The sequence below is a fragment of the Paenibacillus sp. FSL L8-0494 genome (genome assembly GCF_038003695.1).
Classification (GTDB): domain Bacteria; phylum Bacillota; class Bacilli; order Paenibacillales; family Paenibacillaceae; genus Paenibacillus_AQ; species Paenibacillus_AQ odorifer.
In genome coordinates, this window is sequence record NZ_JBBOPQ010000001.1 from 2872701 (window position 1) to 2891779 (window position 19079).

General features: G+C 43.8%; 16 protein-coding genes. 14 read left to right on the plus strand and 2 right to left on the minus strand.

What is annotated here, in order from left to right; all coding sequences use genetic code 11:
• Window positions 1–79: 79 nt before the first annotated feature.
• On the minus strand, window positions 80–442 hold the full coding sequence (locus NYE35_RS12855) for a hypothetical protein (RefSeq protein ID WP_038570328.1): 363 nt from the start codon (window positions 440–442) through the stop codon (window positions 80–82).
• A 184-nt stretch (window positions 443–626) separates the two neighbouring features.
• Between NYE35_RS12855 and NYE35_RS12860 the strand changes: the two genes are divergently transcribed.
• Window positions 627–1040, plus strand: a complete 414-nt coding sequence (locus NYE35_RS12860) for a DUF2500 domain-containing protein (protein WP_249267720.1) — start codon at window positions 627–629, stop codon at window positions 1038–1040.
• Between the two features lie 125 nt (window positions 1041–1165).
• Window positions 1166–3862, plus strand: a complete 2697-nt coding sequence (locus NYE35_RS12865) for a calcium-translocating P-type ATPase, SERCA-type (protein ID WP_076101801.1) — start codon at window positions 1166–1168, stop codon at window positions 3860–3862.
• A 90-nt stretch (window positions 3863–3952) separates the two neighbouring features.
• Here the strand turns inward: NYE35_RS12865 and NYE35_RS12870 are convergent, their stop codons facing one another.
• Window positions 3953–4888 carry a C40 family peptidase gene (locus tag NYE35_RS12870; protein ID WP_076101653.1) on the minus strand — a complete coding sequence of 312 codons (936 nt, stop codon included), beginning with the start codon at window positions 4886–4888 and terminating at the stop codon, window positions 3953–3955.
• A gap of 324 nt (window positions 4889–5212) precedes the next feature.
• Here NYE35_RS12870 and NYE35_RS12875 point away from each other — a divergent pair, with 324 nt between their 5' ends.
• The 12 genes from NYE35_RS12875 to NYE35_RS12930 all read left to right on the plus strand — a co-directional run bounded on the left by NYE35_RS12875 (window position 5213) and on the right by NYE35_RS12930 (window position 19018).
• Window positions 5213–6283 carry an ABC transporter substrate-binding protein gene (locus tag NYE35_RS12875; protein WP_076101654.1) on the plus strand — a complete coding sequence of 357 codons (1071 nt, stop codon included), beginning with the start codon at window positions 5213–5215 and terminating at the stop codon, window positions 6281–6283.
• Window positions 6284–6344: 61 nt separating this feature from the next.
• Window positions 6345–7268, plus strand: coding sequence for an ABC transporter permease (locus NYE35_RS12880; protein ID WP_036686219.1), 924 nt, complete (start codon window positions 6345–6347; stop codon window positions 7266–7268).
• The gene (locus NYE35_RS12885) at window positions 7261–8055 is read left to right on the plus strand and encodes an ABC transporter ATP-binding protein (protein WP_076101657.1); all 795 of its coding nucleotides are present in this window, start codon (window positions 7261–7263) and stop codon (window positions 8053–8055) included. Before NYE35_RS12880 ends, NYE35_RS12885 begins: the two co-directional genes overlap by 8 nt.
• Window positions 8056–8278: 223 nt before the next feature.
• Window positions 8279–10045 (plus strand): sensor histidine kinase, encoded by a 1767-nt coding sequence (locus NYE35_RS12890; RefSeq protein ID WP_038574396.1) that lies wholly within the window; start codon window positions 8279–8281, stop codon window positions 10043–10045.
• The gene (locus NYE35_RS12895; protein ID WP_341121157.1) at window positions 10038–11606 is read left to right on the plus strand and encodes a response regulator transcription factor; all 1569 of its coding nucleotides are present in this window, start codon (window positions 10038–10040) and stop codon (window positions 11604–11606) included. Before NYE35_RS12890 ends, NYE35_RS12895 begins: the two co-directional genes overlap by 8 nt.
• Window positions 11607–11727: 121 nt before the next feature.
• Window positions 11728–13065 (plus strand): extracellular solute-binding protein, encoded by a 1338-nt coding sequence (locus NYE35_RS12900; RefSeq protein ID WP_036686225.1) that lies wholly within the window; start codon window positions 11728–11730, stop codon window positions 13063–13065.
• A 143-nt stretch (window positions 13066–13208) separates the two neighbouring features.
• Window positions 13209–14129, plus strand: a complete 921-nt coding sequence (locus NYE35_RS12905) for a carbohydrate ABC transporter permease (RefSeq protein ID WP_076105030.1) — start codon at window positions 13209–13211, stop codon at window positions 14127–14129.
• Between the two features lie 3 nt (window positions 14130–14132).
• Window positions 14133–14972 carry a carbohydrate ABC transporter permease gene (locus NYE35_RS12910; RefSeq protein ID WP_038570347.1) on the plus strand — a complete coding sequence of 280 codons (840 nt, stop codon included), beginning with the start codon at window positions 14133–14135 and terminating at the stop codon, window positions 14970–14972.
• A gap of 57 nt (window positions 14973–15029) precedes the next feature.
• Window positions 15030–16142: a rhamnogalacturonan acetylesterase gene (locus NYE35_RS12915; protein WP_076105001.1), complete on the plus strand. Its 1113-nt coding sequence runs from the start codon at window positions 15030–15032 to the stop codon at window positions 16140–16142.
• A 112-nt stretch (window positions 16143–16254) separates the two neighbouring features.
• Window positions 16255–17046, plus strand: coding sequence for an SDR family oxidoreductase (locus tag NYE35_RS12920; RefSeq protein ID WP_076105002.1), 792 nt, complete (start codon window positions 16255–16257; stop codon window positions 17044–17046).
• A 181-nt stretch (window positions 17047–17227) separates the two neighbouring features.
• Window positions 17228–17944 (plus strand): MgtC/SapB family protein, encoded by a 717-nt coding sequence (locus NYE35_RS12925; RefSeq protein WP_036686231.1) that lies wholly within the window; start codon window positions 17228–17230, stop codon window positions 17942–17944.
• Window positions 17945–18028: 84 nt separating this feature from the next.
• Complete coding sequence (locus NYE35_RS12930; protein ID WP_036686233.1) at window positions 18029–19018, plus strand: aldose 1-epimerase; 990 nt, start codon at window positions 18029–18031, stop codon at window positions 19016–19018.
• Window positions 19019–19079 lie beyond the last annotated feature (61 nt).

The window sequence follows — 19079 nt, forward strand, 5'->3', positions numbered from 1 at the left end:
ATGAATCATAAGATTATTTATCAATCGAAGTTCTAAAATCCCTTCAGCAGACATTCAATTAGGGCAGAGGTGAACTTCGCTAGGGGAGTGATATTAGAAAATGAGAAGTGAATTTTAACAGGTACAGCCGAAGTCGAAGCAGGAATTTATAAATCACTGGACGGAACAGTAAAGAAAGTACAGGGAGTATTGCAGCTACCGCAATAGACTTCGTTCCCCACTGTTCAGCTATTTTGATGGCTCCTACCTGAGGGGTTATTTGAGGTGCAATCCTTACGGGAGGTGTAAACTTTCGCTCGTAGCGTTCATTTTCGGATGTCGTTGATTCTTGCTCCGTAGTGAATGATCCTCCAGACCAGGCAGGTGGAAAAGAAAATATCATCCCCAGAATTAGGACTATACGAAGAAACCAAAGTAGTGACAAACGCGCTATATATTGCACCGAAATAACACCTCCCAACTGCATGTAGTATAAAAAGCATACCATACCTTTTCCTTTGAATCCAAATTGTTTTGTGAAAAAAATTCATATATAGATGATGAAAACATGAAACCGAACGGGAAAAATGACGTATTTCGCAGCATAGATAACTTTTATTATCTTGTTTCAGTCAGGAGGGATAAATTTGAGCGAATGGCAGGATTTTAACGGTTTTGATGAGCGCAGCTTTTTCGGAAGTTTCATTCATGAGATGCCACTGTTTTTTAAATTATTTGCTTTGCTTTTTCTTGGCCTTTTTGTTTTTATAATTGTTAAATCAGTGAGAATCTGGATATCCAATAACGCAAGTCCTTTGATAAAAGCAAACTGCACAGCGGTCACCAAACGAACCGAGGTATGGGGGGGATCCGGTGAATCGAGAGCAAATACTAGCTATTTTGTTACGTTTGAGTTTGCCGATGGCTCTCGATTGGAGTTGCAGGTAAGAGATCAGGATTTTGGTCTGATTGTGGAAGGGGATCGAGGCGAACTCCTGTATCAAGGGACCAGGTTTAAAAGCTTCAATCGCGATTTGAAGAAAGAACATCTAAATTTCTAAAAAAGTACATACCATTCAAGAATCACCATGCCTATTTTGGGTAAAACTCATATGAGAGGTTTTACCAGATCTCAATTCTGGAAGGAGGCTATGGTTTGAATTCAAATAATCCACAATCGCAAGGGCTGGTACCCTTCCATACACTGATCGAGGAAGAAGTGCTGAATAGGCTGGAAACTCGGAAAGAGGGTTTATCTTCCGATGAAGCGTCCAAACTTGTGGAGCGATATGGGAAGAACGTACTTCAAGAAGCGAAGACCAAATCGCTATTAGGAAAGTTTATCGAACAATTTAAAAATGTAATGATCTTTATTTTGCTAGTAGCAGCTGTATTGTCAGGAGTCTTGGGGGAATGGACGGATACGATCATTATTTTGCTTGTAGTCATTTTGAACGCGGTGCTTGGAGTTATTCAGGAAAATAAGGCTGAGCAAGCACTCGATGCGCTAAAAAGTATGTCCTCTCCACACGCCAGAGTAAGACGTTCCGGCCAGGTTACTGAGATAAAAAGTGAAGACCTTGTGCCCGGGGATATCGTATTGCTGGAAGCTGGAAATGTAGTTCCGGCGGATATAAGACTTTTGGAAGCCGCTTCGTTGAAGACGGAGGAAGCCGCGCTTACCGGAGAATCATTGCCCTCTGAAAAGCGGGCCGGTGTGCTTGAGGGTAGCGACATTGTAATCGGCGACCGCACCAATATGGCTTATATGAGCAGCAGTGTAACTTATGGCCGAGCAATTGGTGTAGTTACAGCTACAGGAATGCAGACGGAGGTCGGTAGAATTGCCGGTTATATCTCGGAAGAAGATACAGATGTAACACCGCTGCAAAAAAAGCTGGATGAGCTAGGTAAATATTTTACCTTTATTATTCTTGGCGTCTGCGTGATTATCTTTGCCGTTGGGATCTTCGAAGGAAGAGAGCTGCTGGATATGCTACTTACCTCGATCTCACTCGCGGTAGCGGCTATCCCGGAAGGGCTGCCAGCAATTGTTACGATCATTCTCGCGCTTGGTGTGCAGCGAATGGCGGGACGAAAAGCGATTATTCGCAAGCTTCCCGCCGTGGAAACACTTGGAAGTACAGAGATTATATGCTCCGATAAGACAGGTACTTTAACATTAAATAAAATGACTGTCGAAAAAGTGCATGTCAACGGAAAGACCACTGATTCCAGTGCAGGGCTTGAAGGGATTCCTGGTGGCGAGTTATTGCTTCAAGCTATGACGCTTTGTAATGACTCCAGTATTGACGAAGGAAAGACTCCTAGTGAACCTGAAGCAAAAGCTGGAGCTAAGGACCCACAAACCAAGAGCGGAAAAGCAATCATCGGCGATCCGACGGAGACTGCGTTAGTCGATTATGCGCTTAGTATAGGCACTGACAAAAGGGAGCTGGAAAAGAAATACCCACGTAAAAATGAGCTGCCTTTTGACTCCGATCGCAAGCTGATGACAACGGTTCATGAGGTCGAAGCTGGACGTTATCGTGTGCTGACAAAGGGTGCACCAGATGTACTTTTGTCCAAATGCAGCCATATCTATGTGGATGGAGAAATTGTAACTCTACAAGACGAACATAAGCGGAATATCATGGAAAGTAATAAATTACTTGCGAATGATGCACTTCGAGTCTTGGCATTTGCTTTCCGAGATGAGGAGCAGCTGCCGACCGATCTCTCACCAGATACCACGGAGAAAGAGTTAGTATTTATTGGTTTGGTCGGTATGATTGACCCGCCGCGTGAGGAAGTACGGGATGCGGTAGCTATCTGCCGTAAAGCGGGAATTAGACCTGTAATGATTACAGGCGATCATCGTGATACAGCAGCGGCTATTGCAAAAAGATTAGGGATTATTGAAGATGAATCAGGTGTATTAACGGGTAGTGAGCTGGATAAATTCAGCGAAGAGGAATTTGCGGAGAAGGTTACCGATTATTCGGTTTATGCACGCGTCTCTCCTGAACACAAGGTTCGTATCGTTAAGGCTTGGCGACAAAAAGGAAAAATTGTGGCGATGACCGGAGATGGTGTAAATGATGCTCCTGCACTTAAATCATCCGATATCGGCGTGGGCATGGGAATAACCGGAACGGATGTTGCCAAGGGTGTATCAGATATGGTGCTTGCCGACGATAACTTTACGACTATAGTTGTTGCCGTAGAAGAAGGACGGAAGGTTTACAGCAATATCCGCAAGGCTATCCAGTTCCTTCTCTCCGCTAATCTTGGGGAAGTGCTGACATTATTTATTGCCACTATGATTGGCTGGCGTATTCTAGAGCCGATCCATATTCTGTGGATTAATCTCGTTACGGATACCTTACCTGCACTTGCCCTCGGACTTGAGAAAGCCGGCGAGGATGTAATGGCGAAGAAGCCGCGTAAAGCAAGCAGTAGCATCTTTGCGGGCGGCGTGGGGATCGGGATTATATATCAAGGGATTATAGAAGCGGCGCTTACGTTGATCGTGTATCAATGGGCGCATACGCATTACAATGAAGGTATAGCGGTTACAATGGCCTTTGGTACATTAGGATTACTGCAAATCGCTCATGCTTTTAACGTCAGATCCAATAAAAAATCGCTATTCCAGATCGGTTGGTTCAGCAATCGCTATATGTTATGGGCTTCGCTGATCTCTATACTAATGCTTGTGCTTGTGATCATCATCCCGGGCTTAAACGACTGGTTTGGTGTTTCACATTTAAGTGGATTACAGTGGGGAATAGTATGTGCAGCGGCCGTAGCGATTATTGTTATAGTTGAACTTGTAAAGCTGTTTGTCCGGATGAGCGGAAGGGGCAAGAGCTGGGATTAAGAAACTGGATAAAAGTTATAGTCAAAAAGCCTGAACCCCTTCAATAGGGATTCAGGCTTTTTGAATGATTTCTTTTAAAGTATGGGAAGCTTATAAAACACGTTGCATATGGAGGATTACATTACTCCAATAACCTGAGTCGAGGTCACTGATCTGAACTCCGGGTTCACCCCAGGTGTGGATAAACTTTCCGTCTCCAATGTAAATACCGACATGACCAGGTATAGCATCACTTTCAAATCGACCGGGAACGGTAAAGAAGATAAGATCTCCTACATCCAGTTCGTCTCGACTTACACGGGTACCTAAATTGTCCTGATCTTTAGCTAAACGAGGTAAGCTGACTCCGAATTTTTTGAATACATGCCTTGTAAAAGAAGAGCAATCAAATTTTTTGGTTTCTTCATAAGATCCAGCGCCAAAGTCGTAGGGAACACCCAAGAAATTTTTGGCAAAAGAGATTAACTCCTTTTTATCCGCTTCAGAAATACTTTGAATGCGTAAAGATTTAGATTCACTCGTGGATTCGACCGTCGATAATTTTTCGATAGTCTTACGTTCGGACGGTGTAGCAATGTTTATCTCACCCGACTGGGGATTCCAGCCTACTTCTGTTTGCAAAAATTTGGACAAGGCTAAAGGGGTGATATAGATTTGCCCTTCTTGCCGTCTAGGGGCTTGTGGCAGTGTGATTTTTTCCCCAAGTGAGAATACCTGTGGAGAGCCAGGGCGCAGCATATACATAACATCGCTATAACCGATTTTAGTGTATCCATCACTAGAACCATCATCCTTCATCCGATATCCGAGCGAAGTAACCGCAGGCTTGAGTGGAATCCAGTACTTTCCCTGAGCGTCAGTAATTGCAGATTGTTCATAATAACTGGAGGCATTTTTACCAGCAGGAGTTAGCGCGTTAACCTTAGGTTTTTGCGATTGAGAAGAATAACCGCAGGATGAACTCGTTAAAGCGACAGCAAGCAATACAGTAGCGGTGGTTAGTAGTCTTTTGTGATTATTAGCCATTTAACACGCTCCATCTTCAAACTGTAAATTAAGTTTGTGCAGGGCGATTTTTTTTATGTAAAAGAAACGAAGGCAATCGCTGTAAGAGACAACCAAGCATTACCTCTTTTGATGTCATATATTCTTCAGAATTTGAAATCTATGGAAATATGATAAGTGATTGACGGATAAACAACCTCCATATAATATAGGTTTAATAGATTTCTATCATTAATGTGAGGTACGTGTAAGCTTATGCTTTAATGCTTTTATCGATAAAAGTGATAATGCTGAGTCGCTCACCTTGATGTATGCGTTAATAAACTAATGAAATGGGGTACTTTGATGAAAAAGAGAAACATTTTGGCGGGATTAAGCTTATGCTTCATGCTCGTAGCAGCTGGTTGTGGCAACAATAACACCGCTGAAAACTCAGGAAATGCAGCGAATTCCGGTAATTCCCCTACGAATGCAGGAGCAGCAGATTCAAAAACGTACAAAATTGCGATCTCACAATATGTGGAACACCCCTCACTCGATGCTACACGCGAAGGAATTCTCGCTGCTTTGAAGGATGCGGGAATCGTTGAAGGCGAGAACCTGAAGGTTGACCTTGAAAATGCTCAGGCTGACCAAGCGAATAACTTGTCCATTGCTCAAAAGATTGCCGCTGACTCAAATGATTTGGTATTGGCAATTGCAACGCCTTCCGCTCAATCAATTGTTCAAGCACTCAGCAAAGCAAGTAAGGATACACCGATTTTGTTCGCAGCAGTAACTGACCCACTCGACGCAAAGATTGTCACGGATCTGGAGCATCCAGGTGGAAATGTATCAGGTGTATCGGACACCAATCCCGAAGCGATTAACAGATTAATGCAATTTATAGCTACCCAATTTCCTAACGTGAAAAAGCTGGGCATCGTTATTAATGAAGGTGAACCCAATGCAGTAATTATGGCTGAGATTGCTAAAAAAGAATTGGATAAGCATGGAATCGAGCTAGTGAAGGCTGCCATCACGAATACCTCTGAAGTCAAACAAGCTGCGGAATCACTTGTGGGTCGTGTAGATGCATTCTACATTACTTTGGATAACACAGTCGTAAGTGCAGTGGATACCATTATTCAAACGGCTAATGACAAGAAAATCCCGTTCTTCTCCAGTGACCGTGATACGGTTGAAAAGGGCGCTTTTGCCACCGTTGGTTTTAAATATTTCGATCATGGTTATCAAGTGGGTCAAATGGCCGTGGATATCTTGAAAAATGGTAAAAAGCCAGCTGATATGAAAGTAACCATGCAAGAAAAACTTGATCTCATTCTTAACCTGAAATCTGCAGCAGCGCAAGGCATAGAAGTGACTGATGCAATGAAGGCAGAAGTTGCCGATCAAGCCAACAATATCATTCAATAAGACATTATATAGGGGCGATTTCGTGAGAACGCCCCTTTCCGCTCGAAGGAGGAAGTCATCTATGTTAAATTCGATGCTCGGGGCCGTTGAAATGGGTTTGCTTTACGCATTTATGGCTTTAGGTGTATACATTACCTTTCGTATTCTTGATTTCCCTGATTTGACTGTAGATGGGAGCTTTACCACTGGTGGTGCCATTGCCGCTGTTATGATTACTAACGGTTATGCACCATGGCTTGCTACCTTGGCCGCTATTGCTGGTGGAATGCTGGCAGGAATGTGCACGGGCCTATTACATACGAAAGGCAAGATTAATGGACTGTTATCCGGTATTTTGATGATGATTGCACTTTATTCCATTAATCTGCGGATATTTGGTGGCAAACCCAACTGGTCTTTAATGGGCGACACTACCTTGTTCACTTCCATTGATCCTCTGCTCGTACTGCCGTTTGTAGTTATTTTTGTGAAAATAGTAATGGATTTATTCCTGCGTACGGATCTTGGACTTGCGCTGCGGGCTACCGGAGATAATGCAAGAATGATCCGTAGTCTGGGTGTAAACACGGATAATACCACTATTCTTGGTGTCAGTTTATCCAATGGAATGGTGGCGCTCTCGGGAGCGTTAATTACTCAGTATTCTACTTTTGCGGATTCCTCGATGGGTATTGGGATGATTGTAATCGGTTTAGCTTCGGTCATCATCGGTGAAGCCATATTTGGTGCCAAAAATGTATTTCGGGCCACATTGGCTGTTGTGCTCGGATCCATAGTTTACCGGATCGTAGTTGCACTTGCCTTGCGGGTACCGTGGCTGAAAGCTTCGGATCTTAAGCTGATCACAGCAATTATCGTTATTTTCGCTCTTGTATTCCCGTCGATTCAGCGTTTCCTGAAGCAGAAGAATATGGCGCGGAGGCGTTCCGTTGAATTAGCTGAGCAAGCGCTAAGCAGCAAGAGAGGAGGTACCATCGATGCTTAAACTGGAGAACGTATCTAAGCTGTTCAATCCCGGAACACCAGATGAGAAAATAGCGCTGCTCGGCATTGACTTGGAGCTTCTTCCCGGTGATTTTGTCACCATCATTGGAAGTAATGGAGCTGGTAAATCTACGTTGATGAACATTATTTCCGGTGTCATGAAGCCGGATCTGGGTACAGCCAGCATTGAAGGAAATTCAATCAGCCATTTGGCGGAATTTCAACGGAGTCGCTGGATCGGCCGGGTCTTTCAGGACCCAATGGCGGGTACGGCTCCACATATGACGATTGAAGAAAATTTAGCTATGGCTTATAAAAGAGGCAAAAGCAGAGGGTTAGTCTTTGGCGTAAATAAAGCAAAAAGAGCCTTGTTTCGCGATGAGCTAAGCCGTCTGGGGATTGGGCTGGAGGATCGCCTGCGGGCAAAAGTAGGGTTGTTGTCAGGTGGAGAGAGACAAGCGCTAAGTCTGCTAATGGCGACATTTACTCAACCGCAAATTTTGCTTTTAGATGAACATACAGCAGCCCTTGACCCTTCTCGTGCGGAGCTGATTACTAAACTGACAGAGTCCATTGTCCGTGAGATGAAGTTAACCACCCTAATGGTTACCCATAACATGGAGCAGGCCATTCGTCTTGGCAATCGTCTAATCATGATGGATAAGGGCCGTATTATTTTGGATATCGACGAGGTTCGTAAAAAAGATCTTACCGTAGAACGGCTGCTCGGAGAATTCGAGACAATCAGCGGACATAAATTGGCAGATGACCGAATGATGCTTGGTTAGTCTGTTGTAGGTGTGAAGGTAGCTCAATATAAGGGCTTGAAGTGAACTCTGATTCTGGATTTCATTTCGAGCCCTTTTTTACATAGGATTTTTTTCGCCGAGCCATTATACTATCCTTATCTTTCAGTTCACGTAAATTTACCCAAATGGAACATTATGGTTTATAATGGAATTATAGTGATAATAAATGAAAATTATCATATTTAGGGAGCGGAGAAAACAGATGATTTGGAAAAATGTTAGCGCTTACAGAAGTTCGGGCATTTTCAACAAAATGATACTGATTATTTCCTTTTTGCTTCTACTTTCCTTTTTATTTTCGTTGACCGTTTTGCAATATGTGTATCGTATCTATGACAAGCAAATTTATGAAAAGGCCTCTGAGGTACTGGGGATGTCCTCTATAAGCATCGAAAATGCCCTAAGAGAATTGGATCAGCTTTCTTTTACAGTGGTGTCTGATGAGCAAATCCAAGAATGCCTGCGCCAATTGCAGAATGATCCACAGCCTTATGAAAGACAAGTTCTACATAACAAGATCATAAACAGGCTGGTTGCTTTTGCAGGGGCAGAGAAATACGTTTATTCCATGATGCTGATGGATACGAGTGGCGGAGTAATGACTGCGGGCAATCGTGAAGGGGTATCACAGGATCTGCAGGATCAGTTAAAGCCGTTAGCTGCGGAAGCTAGCGGGAGTATAGTGTGGTATCCGCAAGGAAACAGAAATTCACTTTTGGCGGTTCGGCAGATTAAATCTTATACAGGGTCAACGTTTACGCTGGATGATCTGGGAACACTCGTGATCCGTATTCGGATCGATCTAATCATTGCGGATAGTACGAGCGATACCGACCAATTAATAGCTGTTGATGCCACGACGGGACAGGCGATCTATCCTGAAGCACCGATTCTTTTGCCAGAAGAGCTTAAAGAAGAGACAGAACGTCCGGAGCTATATCGCACGGCCAAATATCAAGAAGGTACTTATTTTATAACCAAGACGAAATCATCTTATATAGATTGGATCTACATCAATGCAACTCCATTTAATGAGATGTTCAAACATATTACTTTTGTCAAAAAACTGGTCGTCATCATATTCGCACTAATCTTATTAATTGGTCTCCTTTTAGGCTACAGACTTGCTCGTAGTATTGTACGTCCGATCTCTAAGCTGACCAAAAAAATGAAGCAAATCGAGAAGGGCGATCTGGACAATCTGGAGGAACAGTCATTAGGTGTGGTTTCACAGACTGCGCAGGACGAGGTTAGTCAGCTAAATCGGACTTTTAAAATGATGATCCGCAGGATCAGAGAGCTTATTGATGAGAACTATGCGAAGCAGCTGATTATTAGAGAGACCGAGCTGAAAGCATTACAGGCACAGATTAATCCGCATTTTTTGTACAATACACTGGAATCGATCAATTGGTTAGCCAAAATGAACAAACAAGCCAAAATCTCAGAAATGGTAGAAGCGCTCGGTTACTTGTTCCGCAGCTCTATTGGTCTCAAGGATCCGCTAATTACACTTGAAAAAGAGATCACTATCGTGCGAAATTATGTCATTATCCAGAAAACACGGTTTGATGAGAGGCTTGATTTCCGGATGGATGTACCTGAAAATCTGCATGATGCATTAATTCCGAAGCTGACCTTGCAGCCTTTAATCGAAAATGCTATTCGCTATGCGCTAGAGCCTAATATTGAGCCGTGCACCATTTCTATAACAGTTAGTGAAGAAGATCAGGGCCTCGATATCAAAGTCAGTGATAATGGACCGGGGATGAGCGCTGAATTTATCAAAGATTTACAGATGGGGAGAGTTAAGACACGTGGAGAAGGCATCGGCTTAGCTAACATCGCGGAGCGTATTCAAATCGTCTTCGGCCCTGAATGGGGCACAGTCATAGAAAGTGAGCCGGGTCAAGGAACAACTATACATGTGCGTATACCTTACTTAAAAGGAGTGCTAGAGAATGTATAAACTGCTGCTGGTGGATGATGAACGCTTGATTCTGGAAGGGATATCGCAGGTTGTGGACTGGGGAAGAGCGGGAACAGAGCTTGTAGGCACGGCGCGGAACGGGATTGAAGCTTTGGTGAAAATTGAGGAGCTTAACCCTGAAATTGTGATCACGGATATTTCTATGCCTGGTCTAGATGGCCTGGGACTGGTGCAAAAATGCAGTGTACGATTTCCAAACGTGAAATTCGTTATGCTGACTGGTTATAAGGATTTTGATTATGCTTGTATTGCTATGCAGAACGGGGTCAAACATTATCTTTTAAAGCCGTGCAATGAGAATCAGATCCATGAAGCACTGATTGAGCTGGTAGCGGAACTCGATGAGCAGAAGAGCAGAGGCGAATTCGTAAATCGTATGAAACAACGTCTTCAGAAGGTATTGCCCCATGTGAAAGAACAATTTTTGAAGGAATGGATCTCTAATAAAACTTATGGAAGTCAGGATCTAGAGTATTATCAGGAACTATTCGGCATTGAACTTAATGACAAAACGGTGCGCTTGCTCCTGTTCCGACTAGAAGGTTCTTACGAATATGAGCAATTGTTCGCTCTGCAAAATATTGCCCAGGACGTACTTCAGGAAACACTCCTGAGTGCGACGATAGGTGGTCATTTATTAATATTACTGGAAGACGAAGGAAATACGGTGCAGAATAGCCCCCTGCTTAAACGTATCGCTGAAGTTAGTGAGGTATTCTGCAAGTTTTATAAAATGGATGTGACAATCGCGATTAGTGATGCTGACCTTATGATTCATTCCCGGAGATTGTATCGTCAGACCTTGCAGTGCCTGAACCATCGTTTTTATTTGGAGGCGGGCGGTTTGATTACCGGGAGTGATATCCCAAGTGATGAGCTAAGTGGAAGAAATGATATCGAGCTAGATGAAGAGCATATTTGTCTACTTATAAAAGCAGGCGATCAAAATACGGTTGAGCTGGAATTGGAACGATTATTCAACTTGCTCGCAGATGAGCGGTTAGATATTAACGTGACGCGTTCTTATGTTTTACAGTTATATTCCGCTATGATTCGTTTAGCAGTCCCTGATGAAAGAAATAGCTTCACATCGGGCTTGGCGGAGCTTGCCGAAATTAGAACCTTGGGAGGTTTAAAAGCATACGTCAAAGAGGCAGCGGTTCGCTTAACAGCGATGTATGACCGACATTTTAGTTCCCGGCAATCACTTATTGTAGACAAAATGTTCAAAATTATCGCAGAGGATTACAAGAATGCAGAGCTGTCGCTTAGCTCGGTCGCTGCTGAAATGTTATATATGAATCCCGACTATCTCGGCAAAATATTCAAAAAAATTACCGGGGAGAAATTCTCGAATTATGTAACCAATTACCGGATTGCTAAAGCATCGGAGCATATTTTGAGAAGTGGGGATGTGAGAGTATTTGAGCTGGCTGAAATGTTCGGCTTCGGTGGAAATGCACAATATTTCAGTCAGGTTTTTAAAAAAGTAACCGGCCAGACCCCTACAGATTTCATGAAACCCCCTCAAGCGAACTGATTATTGAACAAACAAGACGGTTTTTTGTATTCAATAATCACGGAATATTTGAGAAAATTTAACCAATGAAAGCGCTACCTAAAGGGATCAGAGCCTTTACACTATCATAGGAAAAGGGGACATGAAATTGAAAAAGAGATTCGCTTTACTAGCCGTACCATTATTGCTGTCGTCGATGTTAGCTGGTTGCGGTGGAGGTAACAACAATAACAATGCTGCCGCTACGGATTCCGCTACAAATACTCCTTCGGAAACGAAACCTGCGGCTACGACCTCAGCAGAACCAGTAACCTTGCGAATCGCATGGTGGGGTGGAGATACAAGACATTCTTATACACAACAAGTTATCGATATGTATGAAGCCAAATACCCGAATGTAACCATTGAGCCTGAATATGCATCCTTTGATGATTACTGGAAAAAGCTTGCTCCGCAAGCCGCTGCAAATAGGCTTCCTGATATCGTTCAAATGGATATTTCTTATATCAATCAATATGGATCTAACGGACAGCTCGAAGACTTGAAACCTTATTTGAACTCTCAGATTCAAGTCGGCGATGTGAATGAGAACGTGCTGAGTACTGGAGTGATCGGTGAGAAGCAATACGGAATTCCGTTAGGGGTTAACGTACTTGGTTTTCAATATGATCCAGAATTGCTGAAAAAGGCAGGCGTTGATTCTATCCCAGAGAACTGGACTTGGGATCAATACAAGGAAATCGCCGCAAAAGCTAAGTCGGCTGGACTGTACATGGATGGTTCCATGGCAGCAGACGTATTCTTCAACTATTATCTGCGTACAAAAGGGCTGGCACTCTATAACAATGATGGTTCCGCTCTTGGTTATGAGGACGATGCGTTGTTCACTGACTTTTTCGGAATGTTGTCTGGTCTGATTAAAGATGGAGCGGTCCCATCACAAGACAAACTGAGCCAAAATAAAGGGGTTATTGAAGAGTCGGATATTGTTAAAGGGACAGGTATCGGTGTATGGCAATGGTCGAACCAATACGTTGCTTTGCAAATCGCTGTAAATCGTCCTATGGAGCTGGCACAAATGCCTGGTCCAGATATGGATAAAGGGCTTTACATGCAGCCAAGTATGTACTGGTCAATTACTTCTAACTCTAAAGTGAAGGAAGAAGCAGCGAAGTTCGTTGATTTCTGGATTAATGATGTGGAAGCTAACAACCTGATCAAAGGCGAACGCGGAGTACCGATTTCAAGCAAAATCAAAGAATCTGTAGCTACACAATTAACTGATTCCGGTAAGCAAGTATTTAAGTTTGTTGCTGACATGGAGCCTACTACTTCACCTATGAGTCCACCGGTAGGTTCCCCAGAGGTTGTAGCCCTGCTTACAGACCTTGCTGAACAAATGAACTTCGGAAAAATCGACCCAGCAGCAGCAGCGGCACAGTTCCGAAAAGAAGCGAACTCTATTCTCTCCAGCCGTTAATCGTAGGGTAACAGATAACTATACTGCGTCTCACATGGGAAACGGCATGCCATTTCGCTAGGCGGCATCCCGTTTCCCATATTATTCACATAAAAAGGAGTTGGAGACCCTTGGCATTAACGAATCCCCTACCTTCGAATCCATTGGCTGTTAAGAAAAAGAACCTCACCGGCCGGCGGTTACGAAGCAACCTTACAGGATATGCCTTCATCAGTCCGTTCGTCATTGGCTTCCTTTGCTTCACACTGATCCCAATGATCATTTCGCTGTATCTCTCTTTTACAAAATACAATTTATTCGCTCCACCTAAGTGGATTGGATTTGATAATTACATCAAAATGTTCTCAAATGACCCGAAATATTTGCATTCACTAAAGGTAACGCTGCTTTACGTATTTATCGGTGTGCCTTTACGTCTAACCTTCGCATTATTTGTGGCCATGATTCTAAATACGAAATCGCGTATGGTAGGAGCTTATCGGACAACTTATTATTTACCTTCTATTATAGGTGGCAGTGTGGCGGTCTCCATCATGTGGCGTAATATTTTTAGTGATACTGGAATTATTAACGGCATGCTTGGCTTTTTCGGGATTGGTCCGGTAAGTTGGTTTGGCAATCCGAACGCTGCGCTTATTATGTTGATAACTTTATCTGTGTGGCAGTTTGGCTCATCCATGTTAATCTTTCTGGCAGGTCTCAAAAATATTCCTGGTGAAATGTATGAGGCAGCTAGTGTAGATGGAGCCGGATTCTTCAGAAAGTTCTTTAAGATTACTATGCCACTCTTAAGTTCTGTAATTCTGTTTAACCTCGTTATGCAGACGATCAGCGCATTTATGACCTTTGTTCCAGCTTATATTATCTCTAAAGGTGAAGGCGGACCTATGGACGGCACTATGTTGTATTCTCTCTATTTATTCCGTCAGGCTTTTATGTTTAATAATATGGGTTATGCTTCGGCTATGGCTTGGGTGATGTTGTTGCTTGTCGGCATCATGACCGGAATCTTGTTCAAGACATCCAAATCGTGGGTCTTCTACGAGTCGGAAGGAGGAAAATAATCCATGGCGAAAATTAAACTGAAATGGCCGCTTTATCACATCCTTATAGGTGGCCTCGCTATCGTTATGCTGTATCCGATTCTGTGGATGATTATGAGTTCTTTTAAAGAGAGCCGGCTTGTGTTTGTTACAGCTCAACACCTTATACCTGATCCATGGGAATGGGGGAACTATGCTAAAGGCTGGGAAGGTATTGCAGGTTACTCCTTTGGTGTCTTCATCAAGAACTCTTTCGTAATTGTCATTGTCGCAACACTGGGCGCAGTCATTTCATCTTCACTGGTTGCCTTTGGTTTTGCCCGCAATAAATTTGTAGGCCATGGCTTATGGTTCGGAATCATGATGATGACCCTGATGCTTCCTTCCGATGTGGTGCTCGTCCCTCAATACATTATCTATGCCAAATTGGAATGGCTCGACAGTATCAAACCGATCGTTGTACCACAGTTCTTCGGTGTCCCGTTTTTCATTTTCCTAATGCTGCAGTTTATTCGGACCATTCCTGTTGAACTTGATGAAGCGGCTACCATCGATGGTTGTGGGAAATTTGGACTTTATTTCAGAATTATACTTCCGCTTATCCGTCCTTCTATGGCTACTGCGGCAATCTTCTCCTTCTATTGGCGTTGGGAAGACTTGCTTGGACCGGTATTGTACTTGAACTCACCTTCTAAATATACAGTTTCGATGGGGCTGAAAATGTTCCTGGACAGTGAGTCCGTATCCAACTGGGGTCCAATGTTCGCCATGTCTGTTCTAAGTTTGGCACCAGTCATGATTATCTTCTTTATCTTCCAAAAGCAGATTGTAGAAGGAATCAGCACCAGTGGTTTGAAAGGTTGATTTCAGCAAATGAATATAAATGTTTTAAATCTCTAATTAAGAAAGGTGCGGCTGAATTTGGATAGCTATCGTTTTGATTTTGGGATTAAGGAAGCTGAGCCTGGCTACACCAAAATTCGGCCGGACACATCTTATTCTAAGGAAATAGGGTATGGTTTCACTTCTGATTCCTCTGTCTTTGGTCGTTTCAGAGGGGGAACAGATATACTGCGAAGCGATTGCTGCATCCCACAGAAAGCAGTTTTTCTTCTGGATCTCCCGAATGGGGTCTACCGTGTTACGCTGCTGTTGGGTGATGCTCTGGCAGAGACCAGCACATTTATCAAAGCTGGAGAAGGCAAGTTCGTATTGGACACTCTAAATGTGCCTGCGGGCCAATATTTACGCGAATCCTTTGCAATTAGAATAAAGGATGGGCAGCTAAAGCTATCGTTCTCGGGTGCGGCACCGCGTATTAACGCCTTGGACATTCAGATGGACAATGAAGCGCTAGTCTTGTTTCTGGCGGGAGATTCCACGGTGACCGATCAAGGGGAAGAAGGTTATCCCTATGCGGGGTGGGGTCAACTGCTGCCACGCTGCTTCAAAGCGGGAATAGTTGTTGATAACCGAGCACTTTCTGGGCGCAGTTCCAAGAGTTTTATTGAGGAAGGGCATTTGGAGGGCATTGCCGCAGATATCAGACCCAGAGATTATCTGTTCATCCAGTTTGGACATAATGATTCCAAAACTGATGATTTAAGACATACCGAGCCCTTTACTACATATAAAGAACATTTGCTCCGGTTGATTACAGTCGCCCGAGAAGCGGGGGCCTATCCGGTTCTTGTGAGCTCTGTACATCGGCGAAGATTTGATAGTGAAGAAGCAATTGTAGACACGCATGGAGATTATTTAATCGCCATACGGGAACTCGCAGATACCGAGCAGGTTTCACTGATTGATTTAGCCGAGAAGAGCCGCAAGCTCTTTGAAGCTTATGGCTCAGAGGGCTCAAAAGATTTATTCATGTGGAGCTATCCAGGAGAATTTATTGCGCATCCAGGTGGCGTGCAGGATAATACACATTTTCAGATTTTAGGGGCTCGTCTTCTAGCTGAGCTTATAGTGGAAGGGATCCGGGAAGCCGGATTAAACGATCTCATCATTCATCTTCGTCAGGGAGAATAATAATCCTAAAGGAAAAGTAAATATCTGTCGGTTCAACTTCTGTATGCAAGGTTAAGGTTAAGGAAAGAACTTAACTGGAAGACTTGCATGATAAGAAGGAGGATATCACGATATGGCAGATAAAAAGCTTGTAGGTAAGGTTGCAGTTGTAACCGGAGGCGGCTCAGGAATTGGCCGGGCAACCGTGCTTGAGTTCGCACGTAACGGAGCCAAAGTTGTATTATTGGACAGAACTGTGGAGAACGCTGAAAAGGTTAGACAGCAAGTGGAGAAAGAGGGCGGAGAAGCCCTAGTTATCGAATGTGATGTTGCTGAACCACCACAAGTGGAAGCGGCGATAAACAAGGCGGCCGCGAAATGGGGTCGTCTTGATGTTGTTTTTGCCAACGCAGGGATTAATGGGGCGATGACGCCTATTGAAACGATGGATATTGAAGCTTGGGATCAGACCATTCATATTAACCTGCGTGGAACCTTCGCGACTGTAAAATATGCGATACCGCATCTAAAAGAAAGCGGAGGCAGCATCCTGATCAACAGCTCCATTAACGGAAATCGTGTGTTTTCCAATGTTGGTTTTTCTGCTTACAGCACGACTAAGGCAGGACAGGTTGCTTTTATGAAAATGGCGGCACTGGAACTGGCTCAATTTCAAATCCGCGTAAATGCGATCTGTCCTGGGGCTATAAAGACCAATATAGATGACAACACTTTTCCATCAGAGGATCTGAAAGAAGTGAAAATCCCAGTAGAATTTCCTGAGGGAGATCAACCGCTGGAAGAAGGTCCGGGGCGACCTGATCAAGTAGCTAAGCTGGCTCTGTTTCTGGCGTCGGAAGATTCAGATCATATTACGGGGACGGAAATTTATTGTGACGGTGCAGAGTCGCTTCTGCATGGTTAATTTTCCAACATAATCTTGACCTCTCATAACGGATTCCATCCTCGTCGCTATGCCGGACCACACGGGTCGAAAGAGCATATGCGCTGAGGATGGATATACCGTTTTTTGTTGTAAAATAAAGCTAATCATTATCTCCAATTTCCGTTATAATGGAGTATCTCTGGAGAAAGGAGATTGCGATATGGATTTTCAATTGGAATCATTAATGAAGTTACTAGTGGCCATGCTGTTCGGGCTGTTCATCGGGATTGACCGACAGATCAAGCAGAAACCGCTGGGGATACGGACCAGTATGGTCATAAGCATTGCGAGCTGTCTTGTCACAGTGGTGTCTATCCATGCCTTTGACAAGTTCGCAGGGCCAGAGCATCCAAACATGGACCCAATGAGGCTTGCGGCTCAGATTGTCAGCGGGATTGGTTTTTTGGGTGCGGGTGTTATTCTGCGTAGAGGCGGAGATGCCATTTCGGGCCTTACTTCGGCAGCACTCATCTGGACAGCTTCTGGAATTGGTATAGCTGTGGGTGCGGGATTCTATATTGAAGCAGCATATGCGGTTATTCTGCTGATGTTTGCTGTGAATTTAGTTCCTCATTTAATCCGCTCGCTAGGACCAGAAGTACTGAATAAACATGAAGTTTCAGTGAGGATCATTATGGAAGCTAATTTCGTGCTTACAGAAGTGATCCAAAAAATCGAGCGGCCTCAGGTCAGCTCGCAGCGTAGTACTAGAGGTCCATCCCGAGCGATTCGAAGAATGAAAATTAAAGATTTGGAAGATGGCAGACAAATGATCGATATGGTGATCTCAGCCCCGGATCGAGATTACGCAACAGAAATTTATTACGATGTGAAGAAAATTGAACATGTAATGAGCGTAGAAGTGGAGCAATTGTAAAAAGAGCATGTCACCTCATGACTAGATGTGGTAATCTATCAAGTGGAGACAATTATCAGACACTGGAAGGGAGAACAATATATTATGTCAATCACAGCGTATGAAGGACAATATGAAGGAGAAGCAGCTATCTGGTTGAAAGCCGGTCGTTATGAGGCAGCTATTCTGCCAGGCATTGGCGGCAACCTGATCTGTTTCCGTGATACCGAAAACGGATATCGCTTCCTGCATGAGCCTGGAGCTGAAGAAATGGAAGCCTTCAAGGCAAGTCCGGGGATTCACGGAATTCCTGTATTATTTCCTCCAAATCGTTATGAGGATGGTAAATTTCCATGGAATGGTCAAACTTATCAATTCCCCGTAAATGAAGTTGCAACGGGCAACCATTTACACGGATTTTTACATACTGCAGCTTGGGAAGTCGAAGAATTTGGCAGCGGTAAGACTGAAAGCTTCGTAACCGTATTCATCAAGGTGGATGAGAATCATCCTTCTTATCAATATTTGCCACATAAGTATACGATCAAATTGCGTTATACCCTCGGCGAAGGAGGATTATCTCAACAGGTGCTGGTACACAATGATGGAGATGACGTGATGCCTTGCTTGCTGGCATTCCACACTGCCATTAACGCACCATTCGCACCAGGAAGCTCGGCACAAGATTACCGCGTAAAAGCTACTATTGGCGAGCGCTGGGAGCTTAACGACCGCATGCTGCCAACAGGCAAATTCCAGGCGTTGGAGCCAGGAGAAGTTCAGCTTCGTGAAGAAGGTGTGAATCCATATTTTGCATCGATGGACAATCACTACACGGCTGTACCTCAGAACGGACGCAACCGGATGGAGCTTACCGATAGCAAAGCTGGAGTAACCTTGGTGTACGATGTAGGGACTTCGTACAAACAATGGATGATCTGGAATAACGGTGCTACAGAACAGTTCTTCTGCCCTGAGCCACAAATTAACTTGGTGAATGCGCCAATGGTAGACCTTCCTGCTGATGATATCGGCTTGTTCAGCCTGAAACCAGGCGAATATTGGGAAGAAAGCAGCCGCCTGTACGTAAAATAGAGTTCATGTGAATATGAATAGGTTATAAAGAAGGGGCTGTCTCAAACGTAGTTTTTCTACG